This is a genomic window from Aridibaculum aurantiacum (assembly GCF_017355875.1).
GTDB classification, from domain to species: domain Bacteria; phylum Bacteroidota; class Bacteroidia; order Chitinophagales; family Chitinophagaceae; genus Segetibacter; species Segetibacter aurantiacus.
Genome location: NZ_JAFEWC010000001.1, coordinates 1744401 through 1769256 on the forward strand (window position 1 = coordinate 1744401; position 24856 = coordinate 1769256).

The 24856-nt window shown below is 42.0% G+C and carries 24 protein-coding genes; 13 read left to right on the top strand and 11 right to left on the bottom strand.

The genetic code is table 11. From position 1 onward, the window contains the following. Positions 1-183: 183 nt before the first annotated feature. From J4N22_RS07210 to J4N22_RS07220, 3 genes are all read left to right on the top strand, one after another. Entirely contained in the window at positions 184-666 is a 483-nt protein-coding gene (locus J4N22_RS07210; protein ID WP_207493254.1) for a VOC family protein, read from the top strand. A 49-nt stretch (positions 667-715) separates the two neighbouring features. Then, positions 716-1264, top strand: coding sequence for an SRPBCC family protein (locus J4N22_RS07215; protein WP_207493255.1), 549 nt, complete (start codon positions 716-718; stop codon positions 1262-1264). Positions 1265-1382: 118 nt separating this feature from the next. Beyond that, the gene (locus J4N22_RS07220; protein ID WP_207493256.1) at positions 1383-2114 is read left to right on the top strand and encodes an energy transducer TonB; all 732 of its coding nucleotides are present in this window, start codon (positions 1383-1385) and stop codon (positions 2112-2114) included. Between the two features lie 13 nt (positions 2115-2127). Here J4N22_RS07220 and J4N22_RS07225 read toward each other — a convergent pair whose 3' ends face one another. The 3 genes from J4N22_RS07225 to J4N22_RS07235 all read right to left on the bottom strand — a co-directional run bounded on the left by J4N22_RS07225 (position 2128) and on the right by J4N22_RS07235 (position 4429). Then, positions 2128-3042 carry a pirin family protein gene (locus J4N22_RS07225; protein ID WP_207493257.1) on the bottom strand — a complete coding sequence of 305 codons (915 nt, stop codon included), beginning with the start codon at positions 3040-3042 and terminating at the stop codon, positions 2128-2130. Between the two features lie 162 nt (positions 3043-3204). Next, complete coding sequence (locus J4N22_RS07230) at positions 3205-3894, bottom strand: fatty acid desaturase family protein (RefSeq protein WP_242692191.1); 690 nt, start codon at positions 3892-3894, stop codon at positions 3205-3207. A 223-nt stretch (positions 3895-4117) separates the two neighbouring features. Next, the gene (locus J4N22_RS07235) at positions 4118-4429 is read right to left on the bottom strand and encodes an RNA recognition motif domain-containing protein (RefSeq protein WP_207493259.1); all 312 of its coding nucleotides are present in this window, start codon (positions 4427-4429) and stop codon (positions 4118-4120) included. A gap of 480 nt (positions 4430-4909) precedes the next feature. Between J4N22_RS07235 and J4N22_RS07240 the strand changes: the two genes are divergently transcribed. After that, entirely contained in the window at positions 4910-5200 is a 291-nt protein-coding gene (locus tag J4N22_RS07240) for a DUF1330 domain-containing protein (protein ID WP_207493260.1), read from the top strand. Between the two features lie 232 nt (positions 5201-5432). Here J4N22_RS07240 and J4N22_RS07245 read toward each other — a convergent pair whose 3' ends face one another. Continuing rightward, positions 5433-6668: a PQQ-dependent sugar dehydrogenase gene (locus J4N22_RS07245; RefSeq protein WP_242692085.1), complete on the bottom strand. Its 1236-nt coding sequence runs from the start codon at positions 6666-6668 to the stop codon at positions 5433-5435. A gap of 275 nt (positions 6669-6943) precedes the next feature. Here J4N22_RS07245 and J4N22_RS07250 point away from each other — a divergent pair, with 275 nt between their 5' ends. Then, complete coding sequence (locus J4N22_RS07250; RefSeq protein ID WP_207493261.1) at positions 6944-7744, top strand: hypothetical protein; 801 nt, start codon at positions 6944-6946, stop codon at positions 7742-7744. Between the two features lie 82 nt (positions 7745-7826). On the opposite strand, the gene J4N22_RS07255 is transcribed toward J4N22_RS07250, so the two are convergent. From J4N22_RS07255 to J4N22_RS07265, 3 genes are all read right to left on the bottom strand, one after another. Next, positions 7827-8693, bottom strand: a complete 867-nt coding sequence (locus J4N22_RS07255; protein ID WP_207493262.1) for an ATP-grasp domain-containing protein — start codon at positions 8691-8693, stop codon at positions 7827-7829. Between the two features lie 97 nt (positions 8694-8790). Next, positions 8791-10080: a T9SS type A sorting domain-containing protein gene (locus J4N22_RS07260; RefSeq protein ID WP_207493263.1), complete on the bottom strand. Its 1290-nt coding sequence runs from the start codon at positions 10078-10080 to the stop codon at positions 8791-8793. Positions 10081-10285: 205 nt separating this feature from the next. Beyond that, positions 10286-11239 (bottom strand): calcium/sodium antiporter, encoded by a 954-nt coding sequence (locus J4N22_RS07265; RefSeq protein ID WP_207493264.1) that lies wholly within the window; start codon positions 11237-11239, stop codon positions 10286-10288. A gap of 262 nt (positions 11240-11501) precedes the next feature. On the opposite strand from J4N22_RS07265, the gene J4N22_RS07270 reads away from it, so the two are divergent. Both J4N22_RS07270 and J4N22_RS07275 read left to right on the top strand, forming a co-directional pair. Further along, on the top strand, positions 11502-12041 hold the full coding sequence (locus J4N22_RS07270) for a hypothetical protein (RefSeq protein ID WP_207493265.1): 540 nt from the start codon (positions 11502-11504) through the stop codon (positions 12039-12041). A gap of 100 nt (positions 12042-12141) precedes the next feature. After that, a complete protein-coding gene (locus J4N22_RS07275; protein WP_207493266.1) occupies positions 12142-12987 on the top strand; it encodes a methyltransferase domain-containing protein in 846 nt (281 codons plus the stop codon). A gap of 4 nt (positions 12988-12991) precedes the next feature. Here J4N22_RS07275 and J4N22_RS07280 read toward each other — a convergent pair whose 3' ends face one another. Continuing rightward, complete coding sequence (locus J4N22_RS07280; protein WP_207493267.1) at positions 12992-13651, bottom strand: hypothetical protein; 660 nt, start codon at positions 13649-13651, stop codon at positions 12992-12994. A gap of 145 nt (positions 13652-13796) precedes the next feature. On the opposite strand from J4N22_RS07280, the gene J4N22_RS07285 reads away from it, so the two are divergent. Next, positions 13797-14507, top strand: a complete 711-nt coding sequence (locus J4N22_RS07285) for a hypothetical protein (protein ID WP_207493268.1) — start codon at positions 13797-13799, stop codon at positions 14505-14507. Positions 14508-14836: 329 nt separating this feature from the next. Here J4N22_RS07285 and J4N22_RS07290 read toward each other — a convergent pair whose 3' ends face one another. Together J4N22_RS07290 and J4N22_RS07295 are read right to left on the bottom strand one after the other, a co-directional pair. Continuing rightward, on the bottom strand, positions 14837-16105 hold the full coding sequence (locus J4N22_RS07290; RefSeq protein WP_207493269.1) for a PepSY-associated TM helix domain-containing protein: 1269 nt from the start codon (positions 16103-16105) through the stop codon (positions 14837-14839). Between the two features lie 154 nt (positions 16106-16259). Further along, positions 16260-18683 (bottom strand): TonB-dependent receptor, encoded by a 2424-nt coding sequence (locus J4N22_RS07295; RefSeq protein WP_207493270.1) that lies wholly within the window; start codon positions 18681-18683, stop codon positions 16260-16262. Between the two features lie 257 nt (positions 18684-18940). On the opposite strand from J4N22_RS07295, the gene J4N22_RS07300 reads away from it, so the two are divergent. Together J4N22_RS07300 and J4N22_RS07305 are read left to right on the top strand one after the other, a co-directional pair. After that, positions 18941-19891 carry a phytanoyl-CoA dioxygenase family protein gene (locus tag J4N22_RS07300; RefSeq protein ID WP_207493271.1) on the top strand — a complete coding sequence of 317 codons (951 nt, stop codon included), beginning with the start codon at positions 18941-18943 and terminating at the stop codon, positions 19889-19891. A gap of 48 nt (positions 19892-19939) precedes the next feature. Then, the gene (locus tag J4N22_RS07305) at positions 19940-20512 is read left to right on the top strand and encodes a DUF4256 domain-containing protein (protein ID WP_207493272.1); all 573 of its coding nucleotides are present in this window, start codon (positions 19940-19942) and stop codon (positions 20510-20512) included. 126 nt (positions 20513-20638) lie between these two features. On the opposite strand, the gene J4N22_RS07310 is transcribed toward J4N22_RS07305, so the two are convergent. Then, on the bottom strand, positions 20639-21361 hold the full coding sequence (locus J4N22_RS07310) for an MBT domain-containing protein (RefSeq protein ID WP_207493273.1): 723 nt from the start codon (positions 21359-21361) through the stop codon (positions 20639-20641). Between the two features lie 126 nt (positions 21362-21487). Here J4N22_RS07310 and J4N22_RS07315 point away from each other — a divergent pair, with 126 nt between their 5' ends. From J4N22_RS07315 to J4N22_RS07325, 3 genes are all read left to right on the top strand, one after another. Continuing rightward, positions 21488-21838, top strand: a complete 351-nt coding sequence (locus J4N22_RS07315) for a SpoIIAA family protein (RefSeq protein ID WP_207493274.1) — start codon at positions 21488-21490, stop codon at positions 21836-21838. 48 nt (positions 21839-21886) lie between these two features. Next, the gene (locus J4N22_RS07320) at positions 21887-23764 is read left to right on the top strand and encodes a gamma-glutamyltransferase family protein (protein ID WP_207493275.1); all 1878 of its coding nucleotides are present in this window, start codon (positions 21887-21889) and stop codon (positions 23762-23764) included. A gap of 210 nt (positions 23765-23974) precedes the next feature. Next, positions 23975-24679, top strand: coding sequence for a RibD family protein (locus J4N22_RS07325; protein WP_207493276.1), 705 nt, complete (start codon positions 23975-23977; stop codon positions 24677-24679). Positions 24680-24856: the final 177 nt, after the last annotated feature.

A 24856-nucleotide genomic window follows, 5' to 3' on the forward strand; every position in this document is an offset into this window, starting at 1 on the left:
GTTACCAAATATACTTCGGGCATTTGTCGTAATCAACCCTTACAAAAGCCGTAAGTCCACCCTCTGAAAGTAAGAAGATGATCAGAGCTTTGATGTACCGCTTATACATTTTTAAGCATAAGAGGAAACTAGATGGCTGCCATCATTAAGAGAAAAAATCTGTAACATTTTAAACTTAAAAATATGATACACGAAATGGAAATTGCGAATGGTGCACAAACTGAAGTGATTGCTACAGAGCCAGTACAACAAACCAGCTTTCTGAGCCCTTACATTGGTTTCAACGGGAAGTGTAAAGAAGCTATGACTTTCTACCAGGACTGCCTTGGAGGTGAAACAACTTTCCTGGCGTGGAAGGATACACCGATGGCTGATAGCTGTCCAAACGGAGCTGAAAACATGATGATGCACGCCATGCTAAAGAGCGGTAACCTGGTACTGATGGGAAGTGATATGACTCCGCCTGGTGGTCATGTACAAGGCAACAGTATGTCAGTTTGTGTAAGCTGTAGCAGCTTAGAAGAGATACATAACTACTTTGAAAAATTCTCTGAAGGAGCTACTGTTCTTGATCCTTTGGGTGAAAAGTTTTGGGGTGGTACTTTTGGTGTATTGATGGATAAGTTCGGCATTGTCTGGATGTTTGAATACAGTCCCCTTTGCTGATTTACATGAATTGTCCAACTTTACATTTCTTTCAACCAAACCTCAACTTATGAAACTTTTGAAACGCATTTTAGCAGGTCTTGCAGTCCTTATTGTTTTGTTACTCGTTGTAGCTCTTTTTGTAAAGAAGGAGTATACGGTACAACGTGAGGTAACCATCAACAAACCAAAGCAGGAAGTTTTTTCTTACATAAAATATTTACGCAACCAGGACAAGTTTAGTAAGTGGGCATCCATGGATCCGGCTATGCGTAAAGAGTATCGTGGTACAGATGGTACTGTTGGTTTTGTATCAGGATGGGAAAGTGACAAGGACGATGTAGGCAAAGGTGAGCAAACCATAAAAAGAATAGAAGAGGGCAATGCCGTGGATTTCGATCTTCATTTTATTGAACCGTTTGAAGGTAGAGCTGATGCACGTATGACAACACAATCATTAGACGAAAATCAAACGAAGGTTACATGGAGCTTTCATAGTAAAATGCCTTATCCAATGAACGTGATGATATTGTTCATGGATATGGATACTATGATAGGTGAGGACCTGCAGGTTGGATTGAATAACCTGAAGACAAGGATGGAGAAGAATGAGTTGTAGGTAGATTTTTTACAAACGTTGGTTCTTCCTGGTAAACACCTTGGAGGTTTATCGTAAGCAGGTTCTATTGTTCATCATTAGGAGAAAATCCTTTATTTGCTATTCAACCTGACTGCTCATGCGCGCTGCTTTCTTGCTTCTTTGTATCACTGCTTTTTTTGCCACTTCTGCACTTGCTAGTGACACCCTCTTTTTCCGTGTTTCAAATCCATGGAATACTGTAAAAGATCCGGCTGGTAAATACCTGCGTAAAGTATTAAAGACCGATACAGGTTATCTTTCGCTTGATTACAATGAGCGGAATGTGCTGGTGGTAAAAGGTCATTACACCGATACACTCTTTACAAGGAAGTTACACTGCCATACATATTTCAACCAGGACAAAGGCTATAAGGAGGAGGTGCGGTGTTATGAGAATGGGAGGCTGAATGGCGTGAAGGCTGGCTTCAATGAAAAAGGAGATACCCTGTGGAGCGAAGTGTTTGTAGAAAATACACTTGTCTCCAGCAAGCACAGCGAAAAAAGTGATGCGAAAATCATTTCATTTGATAAGTTAGAAAGGGCGGCTCAATTTCCCGGTGGCCCGCAGGCATGGGTAAATTATCTTTCTAATAACCTGAGGTACCCACGCAAAGCAAGCAAGGATAAAATAGAAGGCACAGTAAAAGTGCAATTCCTGGTAACAAAAGAAGGTTTGGTTACAAATGTAAAAGTTGTGCAGTCGGTGCATCCTTCGCTGGATGAGGAGGCCGTTCGGCTGATAGAAGGATCACCGCGATGGGAGCCAGCTGTTCAAAATAAACGCACTGATATTTACATGGCTACGCAAAGCATCACCTTCAGGTTGTAACGTAATTACCTGTTTAAGACAGTACTTCTGGTGCTGGTCCGCCTGCTGGTTTGGATCGATCTTCAGGCAGTGGAATGAACTCATGATTGTCGTTGGGAGGAAGAATAATGCGGCCTTCCTTCCAATCGGCTTTAGCCTGTTCTATGCGTTCCTTCCTTGATGAAACAAAATTCCACCAAATATACCTGTCGCCGAGTGGCTCGCCACCAAGCAGCATGAGGGTTGTATCTTCCTTTGCAATAATCACAGGGTCTACGCCTTTTGTGAAAACCAACATCTGGCCTGCAGTATAAACATTGCCACCAACTTCTATGCTTCCTTTAGCAATGTAAATTCCTCTTTCTGCATGTTCTTTAGGCAAGCCAAATCGTGCTCCAGCGTTAAGCACTACATGCAGGTAAAATAACGGAGAGTGTGTCTTCACTTCATTCTGTAAACCAAAAGCATTGCCTGCTATCAGGCGCATCCAAACACCTTTATCAGTAAAAACAGGAAGTTGAGAAGGAGCGTAGTTGACAAAAGAAGGATCTGCTTCTTCATCGCGTTCTGGTAGCGCCACCCATGTCTGTATCATCTCTAGTTGGCCACCGGCAAGAGCTGCCGGATCTTCAAAACGTTCTGAATGCGCTATGCCTCTGCCTGCAGTCATCCAGTTCACTTCGCCGGGGCGAATCACCTGGTGAACTCCCAGGCTATCGCGGTGCGTTACCTGCCCGCCAAACAAATAGCTTACAGTTGATAAGCCAATATGCGGATGCGGCAATACATCCATGTTGGATGCTGCCTGCGGTGCTACTTCTACTGGTCCCGCATGATCCATGAATACAAAAGGACCAACCATTCTTCTTTGCCTGAAGGGTAGAATGCGTTTTACATCCATGCCCGGTCCAATTGATGCTTTGCGTGAAGTGATTACGATGTCAAGCATAGTTTCAGTATGTTGGCTAAAGCTATGAAATGTTGAGGTACAAGGGCAGAATTAAACTGAGGCTTTAAAAGCCTGAGTGGAGAAAAATGACTGAATATTATTGTAAATAAAAAACCTGCACCAATTGAATGATGCAGGTTCTAATATATTATTGGTTGTAGCTTATGCGGCTTTCACATGATTGTTATGTACATGAGCAGAACGCTGAGCATGAGGTACCAACCTGATAATGCGTACTGCGTGTAGCACTTTCATTATTTGGAAGGTCATATCAAACTCAAACCAGCGACGGGCAAAGTTCGCATTATCCTTGTCGTGGTGGTGATTATTTTGAAACAATTCACCCATCATTACTACACCCCATGGAGTGGTATTTTTTGAATGGTCGCCGTTTTTAAAATTGCTATAGCCATATTTATGACCGCACCAGTTTACAATAGCACCATGTATAGGTCCCATTAAAAAATGGATCGGTAACAAAAGGTACCACCATGCACTAGGAGCATAGATGTAGTAAATCATAAAGTACGAAATGCCAAACATTATGCGAACGATCATGCTGCTTCCAACGCCATCAAGTAAACTCCATTTTGGAAGATATTCTTTGGTGAACTCAGGATCAGGAAGGTTTTTGCCTGAACGCAAATTTCTGAATACAGCAGCAGTGTGCATCATCATTTGCCAAATGTCTTTGAAGAAATGCGGGGAGTGCGGATCTTTTTCTGTATCGCTGTACTCGTGGTGCATGCGGTGAAGCACGCCATAAGCACTAGGAACAAGGAATGAAGATCCCTGGGTAAACCAGGTAGAGAAATAGAAGAATCTTTCCCATCCTTTGCTCACATTGTACATTTTATGGGATGCATAACGATGCAGGAAAAAGGAGTGAAAGAACAAAGAAAGAAACCAATGCAACAGGAAAAAAGAAATAATAACTATCATAAATCAATAAAAATGTGTAACAAACTAAAAAACCGGTTATGTCCACTAATTCTTTGAACATAACCGGGTTGAATAAAGGGCGAAGTAATGCCAATTGACCTGGGTCTGCCGGCAATACTTCGTTATAATGTAACTACCACTTTTTGCTGTAGTCGTTCTTCTTACCATAACCACCACCACCAAAGTTGCCTTGACCTGACTCTTCTTTAGGTCTTGCTTTGGTAACTGAGATATTTCTTCCTTGTAGTGAAGATTGGTCCAGGCTTGTTATTGCATTTTGACCAGATAAACCATCTTCCATTTCAACAAATCCAAAACCCCTGCTACGGCCGGTTTCTCTGTCTTTGATGATCTTTACTGATGATACTTCACCAAAAGATGTAAATAATTCTTTCAGGTCACCTTCTTCTACGTTGAAGCTAAGGTTCGAAACATAAATGTTCATACTTATTGTATTGTTTGTTTGATTGATGAGCAATAAGTAGAACAGAAAAATACAGCTTCGCTGAATAATAATGACGATACTAAAGCTTCTCAAAAAATGATTGACGGTGTAAATGTAGTGTATTCTGCCTCATGAATGCTAATGAAGCTGCTCGTAATATGTTAAGCTTACCAATAATAATCGCTTACATGTAATGGATTCCTTCATTATGATCTTCTTCTACTTCCCGTACCTGTAAATAGCGTGACTAAAATATTCTTGTGTTTCATGATGTTATAGCTAATGGATCATATAGCCATGGCAATATGGTGAGATTGAGAAAGCCTTTTCTGCTTCCCGATTTCACATCCAAAAAAGATAGTCATGCTGTGTAAAAGTGCCGTGTTCACAAAAAGATAACCTTTAGTTGTGTCTTCATTTATCCATTATAGAGAGCCATGTACATTCTCTTATTGATGATATTTGCTAAAATTGATAACTATGCCAGCTTATGTTTTGGTTGAGGTGTCCATTCATGACACAGCACTATATGAAGATTATAAAAAGCTAACGCCTGCTGCCGTTGCAGCCTTTGATGGTCGTTTTGTGGTACGTGGTGGGCAAGCAGAAACACTGGAAGGCGATTGGCAACCTGAGAGGGTTGTTGTTATTGAATTCCCTTCGGTAGAACGCGCCAAGGAATGGTGGAATTCTGAGCAGTATAATATAGCTAAAGCTATTCGCCAGCAAGCTGCACATACCAGGATGATCGTGCTGCCGGGAGTGGAGTAAATGCAAAATGAAAAATTAAAAAATAAAAAGAAAACCGAAGACCAGAACGGTCATGTTTTACTTTAGGTTCCTTCCCGAGGTTGAAAATGAAGTGGTTGTATAAAAAGAAATCCCTCCTGCAAAAGGCTTATGAAAATTACCTTCTGCAGGAGGGAATGTATTTACTTCGTACCTCGTACTTCGTATTTCGTACCTTGTTTTAGTACTTCGTTCTTACTCTCCGTTCTTCTACTTATTTCTTTCCAATCCTATACAGCCGCCCTTCATCAGTGATGGCATAGAGCGCTCCATCTCTGCCTTCTGTTACTGACCTGAATCTTTGTTGCTGATCGGCAGCCAGTCTTTCTTCTCCAACCACACGATTGTTTTCTATAACCAAACGAGCAATGTGGTGGCTGTTCAAGCCTCCTATGAACAAGCTGTTCTTCCATTCAGGAATGGCATCGCCGCGGTAAAAGGTCATACCGCTTGGTGAAAGCACAGGATCCCAAAAATAAACGGGTTGCTCCAGGCCTTCTCTTTGAGTTATACCAGTGCCGATTGTGTCATGGCTGTATTCCATTCCATAAGTTATAATAGGCCAGCCATAGTTTTTGCCCGGCTGTACATGATTTAATTCATCACCTCCTTTTGGCCCCATCTCGGCAATCCATAGGTCACCAGTGGCAGGATGCATATCTATACTTTGAATATTCCTGTGGCCAATACTATAGATCTCAGGTTTGGCATTTGGTTGTCCTGCAAACGGACCCCCTGGTGCAGGTTGACCATCTTTAGTTATATGCAAAACTTTTCCTAGAGAGGATACCAGGTCCTGTGCATGCTGTCGCCTTTCTTTTTCAAAACGATCGGCGGTAGTTACAAATAGGTTCCCGCTCTTATCAAACAATAACCTGCTGCCATAGTGTTTGGTGCCACTATACACCGGCACCGCCTGGTATATTACCCGTACATTCTCTATACGTTTTTCATCGGCCGAAAGCGTTCCTTTAGCTACTGCTGTTGTACTTCCGTTACTCAGTTTTGCAGAGTAAGACCAATACACCATCCTGTTGCTGCCAAAGTCAGGATCCAGTTTTACATCCAGCAATCCAGCCTGGTCTTCTGCTACTACCTCAGGCAGACCAGTGATCTTTTCACTTACCTGGCCGTCCTTGGTTACTATTCGCATATTGCCTTCCTTCTCTGTTACCAGCAGCCGACCATCTGGTAGTTCAGTTATACCCCATGGTTTGGTTAGTTTGTCAGTTACCACACGAACTTCATATGGAGTAGATGTTTTTACACCTGGTGCACGTGTTTGTCCTGCAAAAGCAGGCTTATAACCTATATCTGGTTTACGCATTTCTACAGGATCTCCTGGTTGTTCATTGCCTATAGCTTCTTCTTTATTTGCACTGTTCATGCCGCTGTTGCATGCACTAAAGAATAAGATGGTTCCAGCTACTGCAATTGAAATTTTTACCATGATTTTGATTTTTAGATGTTGGACTTTTTAAGACAGAAAAACTATACCACCAATCATTTTTTGATGCTTTGTATAAGTCTTCATTCAATTACTTATTTGTTGATGCAACAATTGTAATCAACCGGCAGTAGCTCATGAAGAACAACCTTGATACTGAGGAAGTAAAGCAGTTGCAGCTATAGCTTGCAAAAGAAGAAACTGCTGTTTATATTAGTAGTAGGCTATGCAGCATTCAATAGCCATCATCTTCATTACAAAAATGTAAACCTAACATCATGGAAACTACAAAACCGGGCTTTCAGAACATTTCAGGTTTTTTTGAAGAAAAGGAAATACAACCTATGCAGAGCGATAATGAACAAGTGATCTCGTACCAGAAGCTGCGGACCTTCATTGGTATAATTGGAGTTTGTTTGCCTATTGCGTTAGTATTGGGCTGCTATATTTTTGGTGCAGGCGAAAACTCCTGGCAACATTCCATCAGCCACTATTACTACAGTAAAATGCACTTTGTGTTCCTGTGCACCTTATGCGTATTGGGTGGATTTCTCATTACCTACAAAGGCAAACGCGACGATCCATGGGAGAGCAGGTTGGCAAATATTGCAGGTTATTGCTCTTTTGGAGTAGCTGCTTTTCCTACACAGTTTGAAGGTTTCAGGCCAGCCGAAAACGGCAGCAATCAATACCTGAAAGTACTGCAGGAAATCTCCGGCTTATGGGGCGGAATTCATTTTGCATTTGCCGGTGGTTTATTTGTTTGTTTCATTATTTTTTGCCTGCACTTTTTCCAAAAACCAGATGAGGCATATACTGCTGAAGAGGCTGCTATGTTCAACAGGAGAAGGTGGTTGTATAAAATATGTGGATGGGGTATAGCTGTAAGTATCGCATGTATTGCTTTATTCAGCTTCATCATAAAATATGAAGAAGGTTTATTCGCCTTTACAACATTTATTTTTGAAACCACTGCCTTATGGTTCTTTGGTACAGCATGGCTAGTTAAAGGATCAAAAATGTGGCGAAAAACGCCAGTGCTTAAACAGGTATTCTCTCCTCTACGACAATTCAATTGATGATAACAAAAGAGCGGGATACCGCTCTTTTGCTTTATTAGGTAATGAACAAATTAATTGGAAAGTTCTTTGCCGTTTCGATTTATATCATCTTCAGGAGTGCTTCTTTGAATTGTTTTATAAAGCTATTTCTTGTGCTGTCGTCTAACAGGTCCAATGAAAGAAATGGATTAAGGTCTTCCAGTTCTACCAGCAGCAGATCACCTGTTTTTGTTCTGCATGCATCTACACGTTGAATGCCATGTGTAAGTGTATTCCATTGAACGAAGAGTTCAGCAAAAGCCATGTCTTTTTTAGTTGGACTATATTCTTCCAACTTCCATCGCTGGTCTTTATCTGGTGCATAAAGCGCATATTGAAAATTGCCATCAATGAAGTAAAACGATACCTCATATTCAAAATCAATAAATGGTTGAATGATCTCATCCTGCAGAACAGTAGAAACCAAGTCTTCTTTTGTAATTGTTCGTGCACCTATAGAATCCGCTCCTTGAATTGGCTTGATAAGGTAATTTTCTTTGGTTGGCAACAGTTCTATATCATCTAAAGATGCAATAGTGGGAATTACAGGATATCCATCTTTGGAAAGTACAAGCAAATACTTCTTTCCAAGCATGTCGCCGCGGCCATCAAATGAATTGTATATAGGTATGGCCTTGCTTTTCATCCGTTCTAAAAATGCCCGGTAATATTCCTGGTAATGAATGGTAGGTCCTGAATTTCTCACTACTACCAGGTTCACTCGTTCTTCAAAAGGAGCGGAGTGTAAAGGATGGCATATGGCAATGTTGAAATCATTTCTTAAATGCGAGGTGATATAAAGGTCCTCAGCATAATAAGCCCTGTTTCGTGCAGGGTAATATAGATCAGTTATGTATAGAATAGAAGGTTTGTCAAACATAGAAGTAGTGTCGCGTTTTATAAGCGAGCAATTTATACCATAAAGCACATGCCGCCTTTTCACTTTACTTTTAGCTGCCAATGAAATTGTAAATAAAAAGGACTGCCATAAGCAGTCCTTCCAGTATAACCTTTCTATAAAATGATTAGTTGATAAGCACTCTTGTATTATAAGCCTGAGCATCATTTTTTACCTGCATATTGTAGATGCCTTTTGTCAGCGATGGTAGTTGTAAAGAAGTATTGTGATTGCCGCCATTGCTTGTGATCTTAGCTTGAAAAGCTACCTGTCCATTTGATCCTGTAAGGATAACAGAGTAGGTGCCAGGTAAGAAGTTACCCAGCTGAATATTGATCTTGTTATTCACTACAGGATTAGGATGCACTGATACTGATCTGTCAGCTTTTGTAACTGACACTCGTGCTACATTGCTGTAAGTATAACTGCCGTTATTATCTACCATTTTCAAGCGGTAAAAATGTACGCCCTCTGTTGTTGCATGTGCAAAACGATACTCTGCTCTTGCTGTGCCACCGCCTTTGGCTGCTACTTCAGTTACTTTGGTAAAAGAAGTGCCGTTAGAACTTGTCTCCACTTCAAACTTTGCAGTATTCACCTCGGCTGATGTACTCCAAACCAATTCTATCGTATTTGCCTTGTATGCTGCAGAGAAGCTTAGTAATGAAACAGGAAGTGTAACCGGAACATCAAATGCTGTTGTATTCAATGGGTTGCTCCAGTGGTTTGTCCAGTTTCCGCTCGACCTTACCAATTGTTTAAATTCTTCAACTGTTTTACCAGTTCTAGTACCTACATAATGTTGATATGGATTTTCGAAAGTGTACAGGAACCTGGTAGCATAACCACTAAGATCAGAAGGCAGGTAAGAGGTTATATGGTCAATATTTCCAGATGATATAAAATCAAATGGCCACTGTAAAATGCCAATAGCAGTACCATTAAAGGTAGCAGACGCATTATTGTTATCCGAGTAGCCATTGCCACTGGCGGTTTGATAGATGGTGATCTGGTCGCCTCCCTGGATAGCCAGTGCAGGTGTAGTTGATGTGGAACTATTACTAAATACTGTAGTGGTACCAAGATTGGCAGTATACGGTGAAGCCGTTTTGGTAACTATGATCGTACCAGCTGCAATAGTACTTCCGGTTGAGTTGGACCATGTAGCAATCTCTTCCATGTTTCTTGCATTACCTGCAGTAGTGGTAGTTGCAGTACTGTTCCAGCCGTTATTGGTAAAACAAATTTTTGTTTCGGGTGCTAATGGAACCCAAGATACAAATGCAATATCACCATTGCCTGCATTAAAACCAGTAATAGAAACATCTCCAGGATTTAGAACAGTTTGTGCCCATAGTGGTGCAGCAGATAATTGAAAAATAGCAACGAGGATTAGGGTAAAAATTTTGTTGTTCATAGAATTGATAGAATCAGTTTTTTAAAATGAACACCATGAACGCAGGCGGTTGAAAGAAAATTTTACCAGGCAGGCTGTATTACCCGATTTGAGCGCTGCTTTATCCTTTGCAGGCCTTTATGAGCTTGCTTTATGATGATAAATTGTAATAACACTATGGAGGCACAGACAAAGTGACCATCACATTACAAAAACCTGGTAATTGCTAACCGCGCCAAACAAGAAAGATGATATAGGCGATGTACGTAAGCAGGAAAAGAACGCCTTGCCAGCGCTGTAATAAATGCCTCTTTCCCAGAAACAATAACCCGAACAACAGTAAGCTTGAAATGATGGTCATGATGACATCAGTATTGCTCTTTGGCTGGAATGGGAGAGGTTTAATAATGGCGCTTAAACCAAGCACCCAGAATATGTTGAAGATGTTTGAGCCGACAGCATTGCCTACGGCTATATCTGTATTCTTTTTATAAGCCGCCATCGCCGATGTGGCAAGCTCTGGCAATGATGTGCCAATGGCTACTACTGTTAATCCCACCAGGGACTGGCTGACACCAAAACGGGCAGCTATTTCCAATGCACCATTTACGATCCATTGGCCACCTACTGCAAGACCTGCTAAACCGAATATTACAAGTAATATAGATTTCCAGGTGCTCATCACTTTTACGCTGTTGGCATCATCAGTTGCTGATGCTTTAGCAATACCCATTATATAGTACATAAAGATGATGAAGAAGCCTATCAACACAAAGCCATCGCTCCTGGTAACTTCAGAAGTTTCGCTGCCATCTAAAAGACGATCATTAGCAAGTATGCCTAAAACAACGGCTGCAAGAAGACTGAATGGTATCTCCTTGTATAGCGTTGACTTCTGAATAGAAACGGGATATATAACAGCAGCTACGCCCAGTATCAATAAAATGTTGGCGATGTTGCTGCCCAAAATATTACCAATGGCCAGTTCAGTATTTCCATCTACACTGGCAAAAATGTTTACAAACAACTCGGGGGTAGAGGTGCCGAATGCCACCACCGTAAGGCCGATCACCAGGTTCGAAATATTCATCTTCTTAGCAATGGAAGAGGCTCCATCTATCAATAGATCGGAGCCTTTAATCAAGACCACAAATCCAACAACAAAGAGTATATAAGTCAACACGGGCTTTTAATTATATACCTAAAGTTAGGTAGATGTTGAATGTTACAAATCTGCGTAATAGCTTCAACTTCTTGCATACATCACTAAAGATATGCCATGGGATTCCGGCCTTCATTATGCCACCTTTCTACTGGCTGCCTGCTCAAAAATTATACTTTTCATGTGTATCTATAGTTCATCAAAGGATCATGGTTGGTAAGAAAACGGTAGCTGTAATACTTAATGCTTATTTTGCTCCATTATAAACCACTGAATGAATATGAGCTTCCGGTCCGGCTACCGATACCTGGTAATGATATTTAGTAGTTGCATTTTTTTCTTACCTGCAACTGCACAAACAGGAAATATGCCTGCAGATAATTTGATGAAACAGGCTAAGCAAATGGCGATCGACTTCAATAAGAATAATCTTGCCGCATTTGTGAAATACACGCATCCTAATGTAGTAAAAATGGTGGGCGGTGAAGCAAAGATGGTAGAAGTGATCCGCAGCCAGGTTGACAAATGGAAGGAGGAAGGCATAAGCATATCTTCCGTATCTATAGGCGATGCAAAGCCTATTGTAAAAGCAGGAACTGAACTTCACTCAGTGGTTGCCCAGGACCTGGTGTTATCTGTTCCCGGTGGTAAACTCACACGTACATCTTACCTGCTTGCTACATCGCCTGATAAAGGTGTTACATGGAGGTTCATTGATGCTACCAATATTCCTGTAGACAAGCTTTACCAGATGTTTCCAAACTACAACAAAGCCCTTGTTATTCCTGTTAAGAAAGAGCCGGTATTCATTGCTGATTAAGAAGCATTTGTTTACATCTGCCTTTCCAAATGTTGTTGTTTCCAACCAATTCTCATGTGCTTTTCACGTATGTTATTATCAAGTAAAAGAACTCCGGGCTATGCATAAAGACGCTATCAAAAAATATTATTCTGACACACAGTTTGAGTACAAGCTTATCTGGAACTGGATGCTAAAGAGTACGCCGGCACTGCACTTTGGCTATTATGATGAAAAAGCCACCAATCATAAACAGGCTATCGTGCGGGCTAACGAGGTGCTGGCAGAGTTTGCCGGCATACAAAAAGGTGCACGTATAGTTGATGCAGGCTGTGGCCTCGGTCACTCATCTGAGTGGCTGGCGAAAAACCTGGATGCTACAGTTACCGGAATTTCCATTGTTGAGAAACAGGTTGCCACCATACATCAAAGGCTTGCAAAACACCCCGTGCCCAAAGTTGATTTTGTAGTAGCCGATTACCTGGAGATGCCTTTTGAAGATAATTCCCTTGATGTAGTTTGGGCGTTTGAAAGTGTTTGTCATGCTGCCAGCAAACAGGAGTTTTATAAAGAAGCTGCAAGGGTTTTAAAACCTGGGGGCAAAGTGGTGATGGCTGAATATACCAGGACATCCCGGCCAATGGAAACGGACAAGGAACAGCTACTGCACCAGGTATTTGATCCGTGGGCAATACCTGACCTAGATACCATACAAGAGCACCAACAACATGCACTAGCTACAGGTTTCAGTTCTTTCAATTGTAAAGACATCACTCCACATGTTATGAAGTCGTACAGGAACCTTCGTGATACATGCAGGCGCTATGCAACTTTAAGCAAGCTGCTGTACAATACTGGCGTCATATCTTCTGTACGGCATGGCAACATGCTTAGCTCCTTAAAACAAGCCGATGCTATTGAGCAAGGTGTGTTTACTTACCACCACATTGTAGCAGAGAAAGGGTAGGAGGCTACTTCTTTTGAAGAATAATATCAAAGCTTTGAACAAGTAAAGTGTCCTTATCGCCGAGCTTATTTATGCCAGTAGGATCAAGCACATTGTTGAACCTGCCCGTTGAAAAAGAGAAAGAATAATCCTGGGTGGATGTGATGATGTAGCGAATGATAGGCAGATGCAATTTGTCATTCACTCTTTTTAGGATGATAGCTGGATCATATAATTCAAAATAAGAATAGCCTAAAGAAGTGGTCTCCAAATAATGCAGCTTGTACTTTCCAAGGTGAAGCTCCAGCGTGTTGGTATCATTTACGGGAACGGTGTATTTGCTTTTGAAAACATCATATGCATCTACCAATGTTCTTTTCATTTCTCCGACAGGCGCTATTCCGGTATTAATGATGCTGTCCTCATTTACAAACGAGAAGCGCTTGTACTCATTGCCTGTGAATTCAGATGATGGTGTATAAAAGAACTGCGAATGTGTGTTAGCATAACGCGCAACCAGCGAAGCATCATTTATCTCACCAAGCTTTGTGAACATCCGGTAGTTCTTAAAGTTTGAAAGCTTCTCATATTCAAACTCAGTATATTGTTTAGTGGTATAACCTGGTGTTTCTTTTTTGCAAGAAAATAATCCAACTAGCAGGATCAGGAAAAGTAATTGCTTCATGGAAGGAAGGTCAAGGGTTGTTGATGCCGCAAAGATGCCGAAAACATTCACTCCGCGGAACCACATTAACATGTGTATTTTGATGCTTACTTTCAAAATGAAGATGTAGAAACTACTGTACCTTCAAAGCCTGTAAATGATCATTATGAATAGAACATTATTAAGCAGTTGTTTACTTGTGGTCCTTATCCTGGTAATTACATTCTTTTCGTCCTGCAAAAAAGAAAAGTTCATAACGATCAGTGGCAGGTTGGTGCTTTCTTCATCTAATAGGGTTCCTGTGAGTAATGCACAGCTGGAGTTTTACCAAAGGGGCAGCGGAGGCATTGGGATCCCATCCAGTTCGGGTTCCTCTAATTTAACGGCAAGAACCAATGCTGATGGTCATTTTACTGCTAAGTTTCCCCTGGGCCAGGGACAGTTTATAGGCATTCCATTTAGTAGTATGATGCCTATCAACATGTCTGTAAGTAGTAATAATATAGATGCCTCTTGGCAAAATCTGCCTGCATCAGATACCTCGTTAGGCGAGATCTACCTGTATAAACTGGTAAGGCAGCTGGTAGTGCAGGTGTCTTCCAATACCGCCATACTGCCTTCAGATACACTCATTCTTAATGCTTCTACCACAAGTGGGAGATTTTCTAAGCAGTATACCAACCTTTCCATTCCTGCCACTACGCTTACTGTGTTAGATACTATCCCAAATGTTGTATTCAGTTATTTTGATGGACATGATAAAACTTATGCTAGCCCACTTTATATACGGGTTTTAAGCAAAGGTTCAGGAAGTAGTTTTGAAAGATTTCCCATGCAAGACGAGCAGATCCGGCTACATCGTATTTATATCTACTAAATAATGTGCATGCTTCTATACGTGCTTATCTGAGATAAGATGTTAATGTCAAAGCTGGTGCTCATCCTCATGGCATGGTCTTTTGGGGTTATTCCATGAGCTTTTTAATGAACGAAAGGTAGTGCCTCTCTCTCTTTTTAAAGAAGGAGAGGCTTTTTTTTTACAACTATTCAGGTGTAATTGATCTTTTTTTGAAAAAAAACCGGCAGAGATAAAAGAGTTCCTGATGAATATAATATGATTAGTTATCAGCACATCTGAAATAAACATAAAGTTTAAGACGCCTTTCCTATCATAATAAGCCAGCGCTTTGATGAACCGATACACCTCTATACCTGTTCCATACTAAGTTCCGGCACTTTTTGCAGCTTTTTTTCTGCAGCTTTACGCTTCTTTTTCTTTAGCCTGTTGATCCACATGATAACACCTGTAATAGGAAAGGATGCACCCAGCAGGCAGACAATGAAGGCAATTACCTTAGAAGGCAAACCATAGATAGAACCTGTGTGTACAGGCTTGAATGCTGATCGTACACGCTGCCCAAGATTTTTATCGTTGAATGCTAGTGTGCCAATCACCTGTCCTGAATACTGGTCAATGTAATAGCTGTCGCTGGCAGTTTCCATTACACCCGCCGGTAATACAGTTGCGGTAAAGATGCCGGTGCTATCGCTGGGTGCTCTCAATGTATAATAAACAGCACCAGGAGCCACTTTGCTAATAGTGCTAAAAGCAGCATCATAAGTGATCTTCGATTGATCGGCCACGAATGCAGATTGTGGCGGCTTAGGCGCTTCCATGCTGGAATTGGTGACAGTATAAATTCCTTTATTGAACCATTTGAACGACCACGCCAACGCGGTGAAAGCAAATATGAAAAGGAAGATTGAGGAATAAAAACCAAGCACTACGTGCATGTCGTGGTTAATGCGTTTGAAGCTGCCACTGGTTTTTAGCTTAAGTCTTTGTAGCAGGATTGCCTTGTTTTTCGGCCACCACAAAATGATACCGGTGATAAGGATAACCAGAAAAATAAGCGTAGAAACACCGGTGATGGTTTTCCCGATACTGCTGTCGCTGCCAAGGAGCCAGCGGTGCAGGGCGAACATGGTATAGAAAAATGTTTCGCGGTAGCTGTATAGTTCTATTACCTGCCCGGTGTATGGATTAACAAAAGCCGTATGCGTAGGACGACCACCTCCCGCCGGAGGACCAGCTTGTTTGCCTTTGCCACCTGCAACCGGGGGAGTAGCGGCATTATTGTCTTTAGATGTTTCAGCTTTTTTGCCCTCACCTTTTTTGCCTTCTTTATCTTCTTTGGAAGGAATGGTGACACCAATTTCTACACTACGTGCCGGATCAGGATAAAGCTTCACAGAAGAAACTTTGGCTTTAGGATATTGCTGCTTCACATTAGCAATCATCTGCTCTATCGGCAACTGCTTTTCCTGCTGCGTTACATAGTACCGGTCGTGGTTAAAAGCTTCCTGCAGTTCTTTTTCGAAAACTAGAACAGCACCTGTAAAACAACAGGTAAGAATTACTAACCCTGCAGCAAGGCTAAGGTAGAGGTGAATGTTTCTGAAGAATTTTTTCATGTGAGCGGGGCGCTTAAGTTTTTATGTCTTTGTCCTTCCTATTATAATGTAGCTGTACAGCTGCCTATTGATATACCGTATAAGTGTGCGACGCAACGGGCGCAAAATTGTTGTTCTGCTGCTGGTTGCCCAAAAAAGCAATCATAAGCTTACTCTAAAATTTATAATTAACGGTAGCAATTACCTGCCGCGGCGCAATAGGGTTAATGCTATTGTCATCGTGTGCATTGTAGCTAAGCTTGTCAAGCAGGTTCGAAACCTTCAGTCGTACGGCGTACTTTGGCTGGTTGTAGCCAATGTTCACATCCAGTGTGGTAAAATCAGGAAGTGCTATCAGTTTATTAGTATTGGTTGGGCTGTTGGTAGGATTTCTACCCGCCAACCTGTCGCCAATGTAAAAGGCACCTGCACCCACGCACAATCCTTTTAAAGCAGAATTATTGCTGAAGTTGTAAAACACGCTGGCATTGGCGGTGTGCGACGGGTTGTAGCGCAGCCTGTCGCCTTTAATGTTCCCGTTGACAGTGTTTCCATTGACACCTGTGTAGCGCATATCGTTAAAACTGTAGCCGGCAATGATATTAAAGCCATTGATAGGGCGGCTGATGATATCTAGTTCTATGCCTTTGCTGGTGGTTTCACCTGTAAGTTCACGAATGTTGCTATTGGTGTTGATGCCTCCATCAGGCAGGTAGATAGCTGTCTGTGCCAGGTTGCTGTTCACAATCTGGTAAACCGTTAGGTTGGCTGATACAGCACCTTTAAAAAGGTCATTCTTCATACCAATCTCAAACTGGTCGCTGATGGATGGCGGCAGCGCCTGGTTGTTTACATCAACGCCAGTGTTAACAGAAAATGTATTGGTATAGCTGGTGAAGAACGAGATGTTTTTGGTTGGCTGGTATACAACACCCAATCGAGGACTAAAAGCATCAGCTGCATTGGCTGCAATAAATCCTTGTGTGCCTTTCAATAATGTGTCTACCGTAGCTACCTCGTTTTTCTGGTAAGAGTAGCGGATGCCTGCCAGCACTTTCCATCTGTTAGACAGTGCCACCAGGTCTTGCACATAAGCACCATACCTGGTAATAGGCGAGGTGGTGATACGTTCAGCAGCAAGTACAGGTATATCGTTGCGCTGGTTAAAAGTGGAAGGATCAAATATGTTGATGCTGTCGTAAACATTTTTGTTGCTGCTGGCTATTGCGTTGTTTCTATAAGTGGCAAATGCAAATGATTGAGTGTAGTACTTATCAGCATCAGCTCCTATAAGGAAGGTATGCCTGATCTTGCCTGTATTCAACTTTGCCGTCAGGTCAACAGAGGAGAAATAATAGCTTTCATCTGTTTTTGTTTTTTGCAACCCACGCATCCATGTACCATCAGTTCTTATAGACATAGAAGCAGGACGCGACGCAGAAAACATCTCGTTTCCAAGACCCTGGTAGGAAGCAACACCGCGTAGTTGTACACTTTCAGAAAAATTGTGAATGGCGGTGGCGGTTGTGGTATACTGTTGTGTTTTTAGATAAGCCCAAGGCACATTGATAGTGCGTGAACGTGGCACATCTGCTATTGCATAATTTATTGCGCCCGAACCAAAATCTGGTGTGCGATTGTCTTTCAGGTAATCGCCTTCCAGCAAGAATTGGGTTTTGTTGCTCACCTTGTAAAGCAGGGAGGGATTGAAGTAAAAGCGCTCCGACTGCACACCATCGCGAAAGCTACCAGCTTTTTCATAGGTGCCATTTACACGGTAAGCAAAATGTTTGCTGCCGGCTATAGCTCCATATACATCAAAGGATGGTTTATAAAGATCATAACTACCTGTGCGGAAGCTGACTTCTCCGCCAGTTTCAAATTTCGGTTTCTTGGTCACAATGTTCAGGATGCCGCCTGCCGCTACATTGCCATAAAGGATGGCGCTGCCGCCTTTCAATACTTCTATCTTTTCTACAGAGCTGAACTCGTGCCTGATGCCATTGTTTACCCTTGATCCATTCTTAAATGTATTGCTGCTGCTAAATGCATAACCTCTTGCAGCTATCTCTTCCTGGTAGCCGCCGGTAGTACCCATGATGTACACTCCATTGGTGTTTTGCAACACGTCAGTCATTGACTGTACCTGCTGGCGCTCCAACACAGCCTGGTCAATCACCACTATGCTCTGGGGCAGGTCACGTTGTGCTACAGGTAATTTTCCTATAGAAGTAGAACGGTTGTTCAATGACCTGGTTGCAACCACGATCACTTCATTCAGCTCAGCTGCATTCTCGTGCAGCTGGAAATCTAATTGGATGGTTTCACCGTTTTTGATCGTTACTATCTTCTCTTGTGTGGCAAGGCCTACAAAAGAAACAATGATCGTGCAGGTGCATTCTTTATCTGTATTGATAGTGTAGGTGCCATCTTCAGCCGCCACTATGTTTTCTTTGGTTTCTTTAATGGTGATGTTCACATGCGGGGCAGGCTTTCCATCACTTGTATAAATTTTACCGGTTATAGTTCCTTGTTCTATTTGAGCAGTTAGTGTGGTTCCTGTCAGTAATACCAGGAAAGTCAGTATGTATAGTTTCATCAATCCTTTTGTTTTGAGGGTGCAAATAACCGTTGGCGAAAATGGAAAGACTTACTGTATCGGGAAAAGCGGGTTACGGTATCAGGAATAAGATGTTCAGGTAAGGCTAGACGATTGAAATGGATGATGCAAATGGAGTAATGGAAAATAGGTAATCATAATATGATGATATCATGAAAATTTGCCGGTAACCATAGATGCATGAAAATCTTGTTCTTAAACTTGTATTTTGCAGACTTCAGCAAAATCAACAATATATGATACAAGCCAATGTGCCATGGGTAGAGTCACCCTTTTTTGAAGAAGAACTGGAAAAGAAGAACCTTTCTGCAGAGCAAAAGAAATTGGTGCAGGATTATCATAATGATGGATACGTTGTTATTTCTGGTCTTGTGCCCGAGTCGCTTATTGATAGAACAAGAGAAGATGTAGAGACGAAAGCTTTCAATCCTGATTTTGAAATCAAAACCCATCGCGATCATTCACGGATCCAGGACTTCTGGATGGTTTCGGATGCATCTAAAGAGTTGGCTATTTTTCCTAAGATACTCGACATGCTGGAGTTGCTTTATGGCAGGGAGCCCGTTCCATTCCAGACATTAAACTTCAGGGTAGGATCGCAACAAAGAGCCCATTCTGATACCATACACTTTAGCTCGCTTCCAGCACGTTTTATGTGCGGTGTTTGGGTGGCTTTGGAAGATATCACAGAAGAGAATGGACCTGTATTTTATCACCCGGGTTCACATCGTTTACCTGAATACGATTTTACCCAGATAAAAGAAACTGCACACGATACTTCTTACGATGATTATAAAGATTATGAAGATTTCATTGAGAAGATCGTGCAGGTAAACAATTTCCCTAAGAGAAAGTTCCTGGCAAAAAAGGGAGATGTTCTTATCTGGTCATCTAATATCATTCATGGCGGATCGCCTGTTACAAAAGAAGGTTCTACCCGTTATTCCCAGGTAACGCATTACTTCTTCAAAGACTGTTACTATTATACTCCTATGCTTTCTAACATGGTCACCAAAGAACTTTATTTGCGTACCTCTTTGGTAAATATAAAAACAGGAGAAAAGGTAGAGCAGACCTATAATGGAAAGAAGCTAAACTATATTTCTACAGGTAATAACCTTTTTATTCTAAACGACAGGCTGAAGCCGGTGCCAAAGTCATTGAAGTTTCTTGGTAAAGTATTCTAGGTAATCCTATTTTTTTATTGGAACGTAATAAACTAATACGCTGAAGCCATGAAGACAAAGGGCAGTACCAACAAATTGTTGCCACAACAGCGTGAAGAGCTGTTGACTACATTGAAGACACGATTTGAAAAGAACATGGTTCGTCATAAAGAGATAAAGTGGGAAGATGTACAGGAGAAGCTAGCTGCCAATGAAGACAAACTGTGGTCACTACATGAAATGGAGCAAACAGGTGGAGAGCCTGATGTGGTTGCTAAAGATGAGCAGTCAGGCCAGTACATCTTTTTCGATTGCTCAGCTGAAAGTCCTGCAGGGCGTAGAAGTTTTTGTTACGACCTGGAAGGGCTGGAGTCGCGGAAGGAACACCGGCCAAAGAACAATGCAATAGACATGGCTGCATCTATGGGAATAGAGCTTTTGACCGAAGAGCAATATCATTACCTGCAACAGCTGGGAAATTTTGATCAGAAAACATCGAGTTGGTTGAAAACACCTGCAGCCATAAGAGAATTAGGTGGAGCTATATTTGGTGATTTACGTTTCGGTAGGGTGTTTATTTACCACAATGGTGCGCAATCCTACTATGGAAGCAGGGGCTTCAGAGGAGTGCTGAAAGTTTAAAGAATTTAAAGGATAAACGAGATCATGTACAGCACTTGTTCAACTGTACATGCTATAACAACAAAAGCTGCATTATTGCAGCTTTTGTTGTTAAGTCAGGAAGTTTGAGGCTTCTTTTTTCATTTTTTATTTACCTACTCTTTTTGCAGTCCACTTCAATTTGTAGGTGTCGCTTTCGCCGCCGGCGTAGGTGCACCTGTAGGTTCCTTCTGCTGTTGTAGGTGTGGCAAAGCGGCCTGTCACATCCCACCACATACGTGCAGATGGTACACGTTGTACACGCGCAAACGATCCATTGCTAATGTCGAACGGCAGTGGCGGATCAAGGTTTAGCAAAACTTCAGTAAAGCCGCGGCTCCTGTTTTTCCAGTATCCTTTAAAAACCACGTTCTGTATCTTCTTTCCATCTTTTGAAACTTCAAAAGTCAGCTTGTCACCTTTGTAGCCATTGGTGATGGTTGCTTCCCATTTACCGGCCAGTGGCGATACCCCAGGCCTTACCGGCTCATCAGAAGGTTGAGTGGTGGTTTCAAAACCATTAACGGTAGCTGTGGTAGTATTCTGTGTGGAACTGCTGTTGGTGTTTGTGCCTGCAGTTGTTTGTTCGGCAGGTTTGTATTCTTTTTTAGATCCTGGTGCCCGTAACCTGTCGGTGCCTACCCACTCATCCCAGGTGGAACTCCAGCCATCGTAGGAGATCTTGTACTTCCCGTCTTTTACTTCATTTACTTTCCCTTTGTACCAGGAGCCGCTCCAGTATATTTCTACACTGCTTCCGGCGTTAAAGTTCTGGCTGATAGACTGGAAGTAACATGCGATCACGACCAGCAGGAGCAATAGCTTTTTCATGGTTAACTTTTGTGGCAACGAATGTAATTGTAAAACATAACGGATGGCGTTGCCGTATTCATTTAAATTTACATAACGAGTTTTCTCTGGTACTATTTTATAGGTTCCATTAAAAAGTCAAAGCATATGATCCATATCGAAACGAGGAGCAATATTATTTACACCACAGTATCAGGTACTTTAGATAATGCAGCTGTAGATCAACAATTTGATGTGATCAATCGTGCGCTTGAAAAGCATGAAAAACTGCGCTGGTATTACGAGATGAATGACTTTGAAGGCTGGAACATCACTTCATTCTTCAAGGACTCGCTAGAGTCGATGAAGCGCACTGCGAAATTTGATAAAATAGCAATGGTCGGCGACAAGAAGTGGCAAAACCTGATGGCGCAGGTTTCTAAAGCATTAACACCTGCAGAAGTTCGTTTTTTTGATCTCGATCAGAAAGATGAGGCGAAAAGATGGATAGAGGAGTAGTGGAAGAAGTTCAGGCTGCTATCCTACCTTTATTCCTTAACTCATTTTATGAAACACCTGTTGCTACTTCTTTCGATCTTTTTAGGTTTTCAACTCCATGCGCAAACAACACAAAAACCGGTTCTGCACGGAAAAAATTGGATGGCGATCACCGGCAAACCATTAGCCGCCACAGCGGGTTCAATGGTTTTTCAAAAAGGTGGTAATGCTGTAGATGCTGCATGTGCAATGCTGGCCGCCACATGTACCATGTGGGATGTGCTTAGCTGGGGCGGAGAAACGCAGGCGCTGATATATAATCCCAAAACAAAAAAAGTGATTGCCATCAATGCAATGGGTGTAGCACCAACGGGTGCAACAGCTGATTTTTTCAAAAGCAAAGGATACAGTTTTCCACCAGAGTATGGTCCGCTTGCTGCAACCACGCCAGGTACGCCTGGTGGCCTGTGTTATATGCTTGCGCAATATGGTACCATGAGTTTAGCGCAGGTGCTCGAGCCTGCCATGCAGTTGGCTGCAGGATATCCTATGGAAGCACAAACAGCCAATAGTATAGAAAGAGGAAAAGAACGTATCAAGCAATGGCCATACAGCAAAAAGGTTTTGCTGACCCACCTGGGTGAAGGAAGAGAAGCGCCTCATGCAGGAGAAATTTTTGTACAGAAGGACCTGTTGCAAACACTGCAAAAAATGGTGGACGCTGAGCGCGCTGCATTGAAAAAAGGTAAAAGCCGACGTGATGCCATCATGGCTGCTTATGATCGTTTTTATAAAGGTGATATAGCAAAAGAATTTGTACGCGGCAGCAAAGAGCAAGGCGGACTTATCACCATGCAGGATCTTGCCCGTTGGAAGGTGATAGAAGAGGAGCCTCTTAAGGTAAATTATAAGGGCATTGATGTTTACAAAATGCAACAATGGACGCAAGGTCCTATGCTGTTGCAGTCGCTCAATATTTTGGAAAACTTTGACTTGAAGTGTATGGGCTACAACAGCGCAAAGTATTTGCACACGTTGTACCAAACACTCAACCTGGCTTTCGCTGATCGCGACTTCTACTATGGTGATCCTTATTTTGCCCCGGCAGAACCTATAAAAGGTTTGCTTAGCAAGGAATATGCAAAGCAGCGTGCGCAGCTGATAAAAGATGATAAAAACGATCCGTTCATTGGTCCCGGCGATCCGTATCCTTTTGAAGGCAGAACAAATCCGTATGTAGAGATGCTAAAGAAAAGAGGCTATGAGTTGGATACTTCAAGAAGGAATTTTGCGCCGCAACATGATGTGCAGAATACGCTTGGTAAGAATGAATACCAGGAAAAACTTTGGATGGGAACTACTACTGTAGAAGCGGCTGATAAAGAAGGATGGATTGTTTCTATTACACCCAGCGGTGGATGGATACCTGCATGTATTGCCGGTAACACCGGTATAGGCATGAGCCAGCGCATGCAAAGCTTCGTGCTGGATTCTACGCTTAACCCATTCAATGTTGTAGCGCCTGGTAAACGACCACGCGTTACGCTTACGCCTTCTATTGCATTAAAAGAGGGAAAGCCTTTCCTGGCATTTGGTGTACAGGGCGGCGATACACAAGATCAAAACCTGTTACAGTTTTTCCTGAATATGGTAGAGTTTGGTATGAATGTGCAACAAGCTGCAGAAGCAGCCAATTTCAATTCAAACCAATTGTGGCTTTCTTTAGGTGGTACAAAAACAGTCGACAGGAAACCTAAAGCAGGTAATATTTTACTGAACAAGAACACCCCGGAAACGGTACGCGAACAGCTAAAGAAGATGGGATACATTATGACGTTTGAAGACCGTACCAGCGGCCCTATCAATGCCATCTACTTCGACTGGAAGCACGGCAGCCTGTGGGGCGGTTCCAGTAACTATGGTGAAGATTATGGAATAGGATGGTAGGGGAGCTGTCAGCTAGCAGAACTTGTAAGTCAAAAGTCAAAATTCAAAAGTCAAAAAATTAGAGATCAGTGATTAGAGATTGGTGATCAGGCAAAAGAACATCAAACACCAGATAATCGACATCATATATCAGACATCAGACATCAAAACATCAGACATCATACATCTCTACCTGGTGCTACTTTTGCCAATAATTTCAAAACAATAGAAATGGATAGTATAAAACCGTATGTTATTTGCCATATGTTAGGCTCGGTAGATGGAAGGATAAAACAAGACATCTGGGGCTTTACAGATCATCATAAATATTTTGAAGAAACAGCTGAAAAGATACCTGCAGATGCATGGCTGGTGGGGCGTGTTACCATGCAGGAATTTTCAAGTAAGCAACAGCATTCAATTGCAGCTACAGCTAATATTTCTTATGAAGATTTTGTGGCTGAGAAGGTGAGCGAAACTTTTGCGGTTGTCATTGATCCTTCCGGTAAATGTACTTGGGATAGCAATATGGTATCTACCGAACAGGTGATTGAAGTACTTACTGAAAAGGTTTCAACAGGTTATTTAGAGCACCTTCGTAATAAGAACGTTTCTTACATATTCGGTGGAAAAGAAGAGCTGGACCTGCAGCTTGTTTTGCAAAAACTAAAGGGCCTGTTTGGAATAGAGACATTGCGTATAGATGGCGGTGGTCATGTAAATGGTTCTTTTCTGAAAGCAGGATTGATAGATGAATTCAGCCTGGTGCTGGCTCCTGTAGCAGATGGAACAATCGGCTCGCCTACAGTGTTTGAAGCAGAGGAAGGATATGGTGATAGAAAAGCAACACAGTTCAAGATAAAGTCTGTAGAACGTATTTATGACGACTTCTTATGGATCCGCTACCAGGTTATAAAAGATAATGTAGGGAGATAGGTAAGTCAAATTAAAAAGTCAAAAGTCAAAAAGCAAAAGTCAACATCACTAAAACTATAGGATGCTATTAGTGGCGTCCTATAGTTTTAGTTCAACCTTGTTTTACTTCACATTAAAGTAATCTTGTCATAACATCCTGTTCATGTACGGCAGCCAACTTCGCAGCTTCAAAAACTG

Excerpts from the sequence above, each read along its gene's own strand:
- J4N22_RS07210 (WP_207493254.1), top strand. The coding sequence starts at position 184 with ATGATACACGAAATGGAAATTGCGAATGGTGCACAAACTGAAGTGATT.
- J4N22_RS07215 (WP_207493255.1), top strand. The coding sequence starts at position 716 with ATGAAACTTTTGAAACGCATTTTAGCAGGTCTTGCAGTCCTTATTGTT.
- J4N22_RS07220 (WP_207493256.1), top strand. The coding sequence starts at position 1,383 with ATGCGCGCTGCTTTCTTGCTTCTTTGTATCACTGCTTTTTTTGCCACT.
- J4N22_RS07225 (WP_207493257.1), bottom strand. The coding sequence starts at position 3,042 with ATGCTTGACATCGTAATCACTTCACGCAAAGCATCAATTGGACCGGGC.
- J4N22_RS07230 (WP_242692191.1), bottom strand. The coding sequence starts at position 3,894 with ATGTACAATGTGAGCAAAGGATGGGAAAGATTCTTCTATTTCTCTACC.
- J4N22_RS07235 (WP_207493259.1), bottom strand. The coding sequence starts at position 4,429 with ATGAACATTTATGTTTCGAACCTTAGCTTCAACGTAGAAGAAGGTGAC.
- J4N22_RS07240 (WP_207493260.1), top strand. The coding sequence starts at position 4,910 with ATGCCAGCTTATGTTTTGGTTGAGGTGTCCATTCATGACACAGCACTA.
- J4N22_RS07245 (WP_242692085.1), bottom strand. The coding sequence starts at position 6,668 with ATGGTAAAAATTTCAATTGCAGTAGCTGGAACCATCTTATTCTTTAGT.
- J4N22_RS07250 (WP_207493261.1), top strand. The coding sequence starts at position 6,944 with ATGGAAACTACAAAACCGGGCTTTCAGAACATTTCAGGTTTTTTTGAA.
- J4N22_RS07260 (WP_207493263.1), bottom strand. The coding sequence starts at position 10,080 with ATGAACAACAAAATTTTTACCCTAATCCTCGTTGCTATTTTTCAATTA.
- J4N22_RS07270 (WP_207493265.1), top strand. The coding sequence starts at position 11,502 with ATGAGCTTCCGGTCCGGCTACCGATACCTGGTAATGATATTTAGTAGT.
- J4N22_RS07275 (WP_207493266.1), top strand. The coding sequence starts at position 12,142 with ATGCATAAAGACGCTATCAAAAAATATTATTCTGACACACAGTTTGAG.
- J4N22_RS07280 (WP_207493267.1), bottom strand. The coding sequence starts at position 13,651 with ATGAAGCAATTACTTTTCCTGATCCTGCTAGTTGGATTATTTTCTTGC.
- J4N22_RS07285 (WP_207493268.1), top strand. The coding sequence starts at position 13,797 with ATGAATAGAACATTATTAAGCAGTTGTTTACTTGTGGTCCTTATCCTG.
- J4N22_RS07290 (WP_207493269.1), bottom strand. The coding sequence starts at position 16,105 with ATGAAAAAATTCTTCAGAAACATTCACCTCTACCTTAGCCTTGCTGCA.
- J4N22_RS07295 (WP_207493270.1), bottom strand. The coding sequence starts at position 18,683 with ATGAAACTATACATACTGACTTTCCTGGTATTACTGACAGGAACCACA.
- J4N22_RS07300 (WP_207493271.1), top strand. The coding sequence starts at position 18,941 with ATGATACAAGCCAATGTGCCATGGGTAGAGTCACCCTTTTTTGAAGAA.
- J4N22_RS07305 (WP_207493272.1), top strand. The coding sequence starts at position 19,940 with ATGAAGACAAAGGGCAGTACCAACAAATTGTTGCCACAACAGCGTGAA.
- J4N22_RS07310 (WP_207493273.1), bottom strand. The coding sequence starts at position 21,361 with ATGAAAAAGCTATTGCTCCTGCTGGTCGTGATCGCATGTTACTTCCAG.
- J4N22_RS07315 (WP_207493274.1), top strand. The coding sequence starts at position 21,488 with ATGATCCATATCGAAACGAGGAGCAATATTATTTACACCACAGTATCA.
- J4N22_RS07320 (WP_207493275.1), top strand. The coding sequence starts at position 21,887 with ATGAAACACCTGTTGCTACTTCTTTCGATCTTTTTAGGTTTTCAACTC.
- J4N22_RS07325 (WP_207493276.1), top strand. The coding sequence starts at position 23,975 with ATGGATAGTATAAAACCGTATGTTATTTGCCATATGTTAGGCTCGGTA.